Origin of the sequence: Caldisericum sp. (genome assembly GCA_022759145.1) — a bacterium.
Classification (GTDB): Bacteria; Caldisericota; Caldisericia; order Caldisericales; family Caldisericaceae; genus Caldisericum.
The window spans coordinates 1-6,200 of the sequence record JAEMPV010000011.1 but is presented as its reverse complement, the minus strand read 5'-3'; the positions used below and the strand labels follow the sequence as shown (position 1 = coordinate 6,200).

Sequence of the window (6,200 nt, the reverse complement as noted above, 5' to 3'; positions counted from 1 at the left end):
GGGTCAACAAGCATAAACCAGGGGACATTAAAACCTTCCTTTTGGGTTGTGCTTCTCTGAATGGGGACGCCCCACCAGGCAGCATTCACAACAAAATTTACAGCAAGTTTCTTTGCAACTTCGGGCTTAGTGTCCTTAAGAAGATTAATAACGAGTTGTGCGCCAGGTCTGTTGTTATCGACAAGGGTCTTAACGCCCTTTAGCTGGTCTTTAAACACCTGTGGCAAATTAAATGTGTTTGAGGCATTGTAGAGGACATCAACAACCTTTTTTAGGTTTCTTTCTGGGTCCTTTTCGAGGTACCCAATTGCCCATTCAACGGTCTTAGTAAGGGCAACTTTCTTAATTGCTTGCCCTGCAGTCATATTATCTTTTCACCTCCTTTATATTAAAGCGCCTACAAGTTTTAAAATCTTGTCTTGAAAGGAAGGTGAAACTTGTGCAGTACTATCTCTAAATTTCTTGACTATCTCTTCTAACTTCTCAAATTCGCTGCCACTTAGTTTTATCTTTTCAGAATCTCTATTTTTCTCAAGGATTCCGTAGATTGATTCTACAAGGAACATAAGCACAGCAGGAGCGTATGTATTTGAATTTATAATTGCCTTCATATTGATCATTTCATTAAGTTCAACATTAAAAACTTTTGTTAGAATTATCGTTAAAGCAAGGGTATATAAAAGAACCATAAGTGAGTTATTTTCATCTTTTATACGCTCGTATACAAAATTTATTGCAGACTCAACGCTTAATTTCTCGATCTTTTTCTGGGTTTCAAAAAACCATTTGCCCATAGCATTTATAGGAGCAAAAAGGTTTGCACTTTCAACTCTTTCTATTGCTTCTTGTGTTGGCTCGTAAAGGATTTCAGACCTTCCTGGTCCACCAACAGGTCGGTATTTTGCAGAAAGAAAACCTTTCTTGTATAGTTCTTGAAGAATGTCGTATGAAGTCCACCTGCTAACACCAAGTTTTGAAGCAATATCCTTATATGAAACAGGAAGTCCTGTCTCTTTATAGGCTTTTACTATTGCCTCAAGAAACTGCAACTGTCTTCTTGTAATTTTTGCACTTATCATATTAATCCTCTTTTAAATTTGTTTTTCTTTTAATTTTTTGGTTTTTCTTGCTATATTATATACCTAAAATTTTATTTGTCAAGCATTTTAATCAGATTGAGTTATTTTATTGCTTTATAAATCCTTCATATGTTAAAATGCCTGTTATTGCCTTCTTGAACTGTGTATACATTTTTTGTATAGATTCCTCTTTTGATGGACAGAACGCTCCTAAGTATAGTTTTTTAACCTGCTCTTCAATTTCCTTATTTTTGCTTCCATAGAATCGTAACTTGTTTCTTAATATTGCCCTAAAGAGGCTTTCAATCTCATTTGTTGTTGAACTTCCCAAAATGCCAAACTCAAAAGTTGCCGAGTATAATTTAACATCCTTAAATCTTTCATTCCTTAATGTATAGAGAAAATCGATCATATCTCCGCTCATTGCATAAAATTCACTATTTTCGCTTTTTACAACCGGTGCATAACCAATATTTTTCTCAAATGTTTTTGAATCAATTTCAAATAGGTACGAATTTACAACAGACATTGTGTCTTTTGGTCCATAACCTGTGTGGATGTCAATATGAACTACATGCTTTGAGTTCTTGAATGCATCTTCAAAAAGCTTCATCATAAATGCCGTTTCTTTTTCGTAGCCATTACCTCCGTAATAAAGTCCTTTGGGACTCTCGTATTGTCCTATAAGAAGGGCATTTTTTACAAGTTTTGCTTCCCCTTTAAGAAGTATTTTTACAACATCCTTGAGGTATTTAATTCTTTCTATAAAAATATTTTGGATTACGCCTTTCCTTTCGAAGAAATCTCTCAAACTTAAATATGCTTCATTTTTGAACACCTTATCCCATGATGTAAGAAAGTTTCTATTGAGGTCAACATTATTTTCATTTGTCCTATCTATATTCTTCATACCATACGGATTGATCGGGTGAACAAGTATCACGGTTGTGTCTTTTAAATTAATCAATGGGAGAATTTCATCAATGAATACCTCCATAATAAAAGAACCAAAAATTCCCTCAACACCATGCTCTCCTATTGTAAAAATTAGAGTTTTATCTTTTCCTTCGGAAATTTTTAAAACATCAATATACAAGTTTTCTTGCTCATCTACAGCAAAGGACTCGAAACTTACATCAGAAAATTGTTTCTTAAACTCATCAAAGTGATTTCTAAATCTCTTCTGTGCATCTTCGTAATTTAAAATTTTTTTATCCATAGGTTTCTCCTTTGCTTGCTTAAAACGGTCCAAATCTTATCTTTATTGCAAACATAAGGAAAAGAATAGAGATTAAAAATATTATTGCCTGGATTTTTATAGTCCACTTGATCCATTTTGGATAAGGCATATCTGCAAGGCTTAATCCGATAATAAGGACTGCATTTGTTGGATAAAGGAGGTTCGAGAATCCGTCGCCAAAGCAATAAGCTGTAACTGCAACCTGCCTTGTGAGCCCTACAAGATCTGAAAGTGGGGCAAGGATTGGCATTACAAGAAACGCCTTTGCCGATGCAGAACCAATGAAGAAGTTTAATACCATAGTTGTAACATACATCAGGATTCCTGCAACATATTTATTTGTCTTAAGGATAAAAGCCTGTGCAAAGTGGAGGATTGTGTCTATCACATATCCCTGCTCAATAATATGTTTTACACTTACCGCCATAAGAATGAGAATGATTGATGGGGCAACATTAAGGACACCTTCAAAAAATGTGCTAAAAGTTTCTCTTAGACTAAAGCCTGCAAGGATGCCCGATCCAAAACCTGCAATTAAGAATATAAGCGTAATGAGTGGCAGTGTTAGTGAAGAAAGGGTTGGGTTAAATGGCGCTATAATAACAACAAAAAGCATAAGGATGAGGGAAAAGACAAAAAACCGAATTGCCCTTGTTTGTTTTTCTGAGATGTTTTCCTCATTACCCAGTTTTGAAGTAGCACTTTTATCTTCAACTGCTCTTGCATGCGAAATTACAAAGAGAGTCACTATAAGATAAGTAATAATGAAAAATACAATTCTCAAATACGCCCCTGAAAATAGTGGAAGACCTGCAATTTTCTGTGCAACGCCTATACTAAAGGGGTTCGAAATTGCTGCGCTAAATCCAAAACCTACTGCAAGCAAACTCATACCGAGTCCTGTAAGTACATCAAAACCCATCGAAAGCGCAAGTGAAACTATAAGAGGAACAAGTGGTATCATTTCTTCAAACAATCCAAGTATTGCGCCAAGAGACATAAAGATAAAAATTACAATTGCAATAAGCATATACTTATTTTTCTCAAATTTTCTTACGATACTTAAAATAATTGCCTTCACTATGTTTGCTTTCGTCAGTATTGAAAAACTGCCCGAAACAAAAAGTATGAAAAGTATAATTGTGATAACGAGTGCTGCATCTTTTGTGAATAGTACTTCGATTGGTGCGGTAAAGAGTTTGTATACAGGAAGTTTTACTTTCGGAATATAGGTAAATGAGTTTGGATCTATTGTCTCAATGCCATTTGTGGTAACTTTCTTATATATGCCAGATGGGACAATGTAGGTTAAAAGAAGCGCAAGGCACATAAGAACAAACAGAATTACAAGAGAATTCAAAAAAGCCTTCTTACTTATTTTGATTGTCTTTTCTTCCATTAATTGCCTCCTTTTGCAAAATTGGTATTTAAATTATAATGTAAAAAAGTGAAAGGAGGTATGCAAAATGAGTGTTGAAATTAAAGTTGTTCCTATTGAAAAACCAGAAGACATGAATTGCATTCTCGGGCAATCGCATTTTATAAAAACTGTTGAGGACCTAAGCGAGGCACTTGTAGGAAGTGTCCCAGGTATAAAATTTGGGCTTGCCTTTAACGAGGCATCGGGTGTTGCACTTGTGCGTTTTGCAGGAAACGACCCCGAACTTGTTGAACTTGCCAAAAAGAACGCTTTTAATGTCGGGGCAGGGCACTTTTTCATAATTTTCATAAGAGGCGCATTCCCGATAAATGTCCTGAACGCAATTAAAAATGTCCAGGAAGTTTGTAATATTTACGCTGCCTCAGCAAATCCAATGCAGGTTATCGTTGCAGAAACCGAACTTGGAAGGGCTGTATTGGGGGTTGTTGATGGCGTTAAACCAAAGGGATTTGAAGACGAAGAGCATATAAAAGAGAGGAAAGATCTTTTAAGGAAATTTGGCTATAAGTTTTAATTTATAAAGTGAGAAGCAAAAAGGCTCCGATAAGGAGCCTAAATATGTACCCTGTATGCGTGAGGAGTTCTTACCCAATCTGTTTTGTTATAGGTGAACATTGCGGTAATTATTGCAGCAAGGTTTGTCATATTGAAAAAGAACATAATGAATATGTCATACCACTTCACATCCTTTAATTCCCTCTCATTGAGTGGCAAAAGGAAGATAAGAGTATGTAATACAAAGACAACAACAGGAATTGATATGTAGAGAGGATCTGGAAGTGAAAGAAGGAAACTTAAGATTCCAGTTGCCGCTCCTACGATAAGTGGTATCGTGTATAAATTCTTTGCAATGCCGTTTTCTTTAAATACAGTATAGAAATAGCCTCGATACCAACGCAATCTCTGCCTGAATGATGGCATAAACTCTGTAGGCTTCTCATCATATACTGTTGCTTCCTCTACAAAAGTCACCTTTAGAGGCAGTTTTACAGTATATTCAAAGTCTTCAAGGACTGAATTGCAATCAAACTTATGCTTCTTGAACACCCATCCATATGCACCCCATCCGTAGCCTGAGATAATTGACGATAGCCCTAAAAGTGTGAGTGCTTTTTGGATTCTCAAATATATTGCATCCATAAAGATATACATACGCGGGATAACGCCATCAACATTCAGGTTGTAAAGGTTCGTTTGGATTACAGGATAAGATTCAACATAAGGCTTTATATGTTCGATGTAATTTTCCTCAACAACATTATCTGCATCAAAAATCATGTAAAAGGAATTTTCTCCGTATTTTTCTACCAATTGTGGTATTGCATACGATAGTGACCGCCCCTTTGACCTAAAGTTTACAAATATTGTCTCTGCACCAAGCCCTTGTGCTATGACTGGAGTGTTGTCTGTGCAGTTGTCAAGGATCACAACAATCTTGTTAAACCCTGCTTTCTTTGTTGATAGTATTGAATTTGCTATAACTGCTTCTTCGTTATGTGCTGGGATTATTGCAACGAATTTATCAAAAGAATACCTCTTCTTAAGGGGAACCTTTTTAGAAGATTTCCCCAATAGGATGAGAAATAAAACTACTCCCACAAATAAGTATCCCAAAATACCAAAATAAATTTTTATATTTTCCATTTCATTAATATTTTATATTTTTTGGAAATTTTTGCAAGAGGTTTTTCTATGATTTTGTAGTAGCCATATCTTTTGCTATAATAAAATATGCTAAAAGGCGTTTTGTGGAAGGATATGAAATTTTCTGATTTGCTTACTCTTATTAACTCTAATAAATATTCGGGCATTTTGTACATTGGAGACATAGAGGAAAATCAAATTCTTTTTAATGAAGGACGGATAGTTTATGCAAATTTTAATGATTTGACTGATCTTGAAGCGCTCAAAGAAATTGCAACAAAGGTTATTAGCTTCGATTTTTCAAACCAGCAAAAGGTATATTTTAAGTCTGACCTTGAAAACAGGACTGAAGAATTAATTAGTAAGATTAAGGAGATAGAAGACGAGTTTGCGAAACTTTCATATCTTATAGGGAAGTTTGTTAATTTTGCAGAGGGAAGTGAAAACATATCTTTGAGCCAGGAAGAATTAAAGTTTCTTGCAACACTTGATTTTAAGCCTTCAAGAGTTGAAAATCTCGCTAAAAAGTCAAAAAAATCTTTGATAGAGACCCTTAAAATGGTAGATGGTCTTGTTAAAAAATCTGTCTTATATGTTTATGATATACAAAATCCAGAAGTTTACGAATATATCATTGATAATTATCCAGATTTAATTCAAACCTTTGAAGAAGTGAAAGGCGATTTAAGATTATTTGAGAAAGAAATAACCCGAACACACAGAGATATTGCAAGAGTAGTATTATCTGAAATAAAGAGAATTCCTCGATAAAAGTTATGACTGAGATTAGGGGGAG

The 6,200-nt window shown here is 35.0% G+C and carries 7 protein-coding genes; 2 read left to right on the top strand and 5 right to left on the bottom strand.

Annotated elements, in window-relative coordinates; all coding sequences use genetic code 11:
- The 4 genes from JHC30_00505 to JHC30_00490 all read right to left on the bottom strand — a co-directional run.
- On the bottom strand, window positions 1-365 hold a 365-nt coding region (locus JHC30_00505), incomplete at its 3' end, for a radical SAM protein (GenBank protein MCI4462641.1).
- A gap of 18 nt (window positions 366-383) precedes the next feature.
- Window positions 384-1,079: a hypothetical protein gene (locus tag JHC30_00500; protein ID MCI4462640.1), complete on the bottom strand. Its 696-nt coding sequence runs from the start codon at window positions 1,077-1,079 to the stop codon at window positions 384-386.
- A 106-nt stretch (window positions 1,080-1,185) separates the two neighbouring features.
- Entirely contained in the window at window positions 1,186-2,298 is a 1,113-nt protein-coding gene (locus JHC30_00495) for a DUF2817 domain-containing protein (protein ID MCI4462639.1), read from the bottom strand.
- Window positions 2,299-2,317: 19 nt separating this feature from the next.
- The gene (locus JHC30_00490; GenBank protein ID MCI4462638.1) at window positions 2,318-3,718 is read right to left on the bottom strand and encodes a YfcC family protein; all 1,401 of its coding nucleotides are present in this window, start codon (window positions 3,716-3,718) and stop codon (window positions 2,318-2,320) included.
- Window positions 3,719-3,785: 67 nt separating this feature from the next.
- On the opposite strand from JHC30_00490, the gene JHC30_00485 reads away from it, so the two are divergent.
- Window positions 3,786-4,274 carry an adenosine-specific kinase gene (locus JHC30_00485; protein MCI4462637.1) on the top strand — a complete coding sequence of 163 codons (489 nt, stop codon included), beginning with the start codon at window positions 3,786-3,788 and terminating at the stop codon, window positions 4,272-4,274.
- 38 nt (window positions 4,275-4,312) lie between these two features.
- Here JHC30_00485 and JHC30_00480 read toward each other — a convergent pair whose 3' ends face one another.
- A complete protein-coding gene (locus tag JHC30_00480) occupies window positions 4,313-5,359 on the bottom strand; it encodes a glycosyltransferase (GenBank protein ID MCI4462636.1) in 1,047 nt (348 codons plus the stop codon).
- Window positions 5,360-5,518: 159 nt separating this feature from the next.
- On the opposite strand from JHC30_00480, the gene JHC30_00475 reads away from it, so the two are divergent.
- Window positions 5,519-6,175: a DUF4388 domain-containing protein gene (locus JHC30_00475; GenBank protein ID MCI4462635.1), complete on the top strand. Its 657-nt coding sequence runs from the start codon at window positions 5,519-5,521 to the stop codon at window positions 6,173-6,175.
- Window positions 6,176-6,200: the final 25 nt, after the last annotated feature.

What these genes read in the sequence shown, in the direction of transcription:
- JHC30_00500 (MCI4462640.1), bottom strand. Translation starts at nt 1,079, where the DNA reads ATGATAAGTGCAAAAATTACAAGAAGACAGTTGCAGTTTCTTGAGGCA.
- JHC30_00495 (MCI4462639.1), bottom strand. Translation starts at nt 2,298, where the DNA reads ATGGATAAAAAAATTTTAAATTACGAAGATGCACAGAAGAGATTTAGA.
- JHC30_00490 (MCI4462638.1), bottom strand. Translation starts at nt 3,718, where the DNA reads ATGGAAGAAAAGACAATCAAAATAAGTAAGAAGGCTTTTTTGAATTCT.
- JHC30_00485 (MCI4462637.1), top strand. Translation starts at nt 3,786, where the DNA reads ATGAGTGTTGAAATTAAAGTTGTTCCTATTGAAAAACCAGAAGACATG.
- JHC30_00475 (MCI4462635.1), top strand. Translation starts at nt 5,519, where the DNA reads ATGAAATTTTCTGATTTGCTTACTCTTATTAACTCTAATAAATATTCG.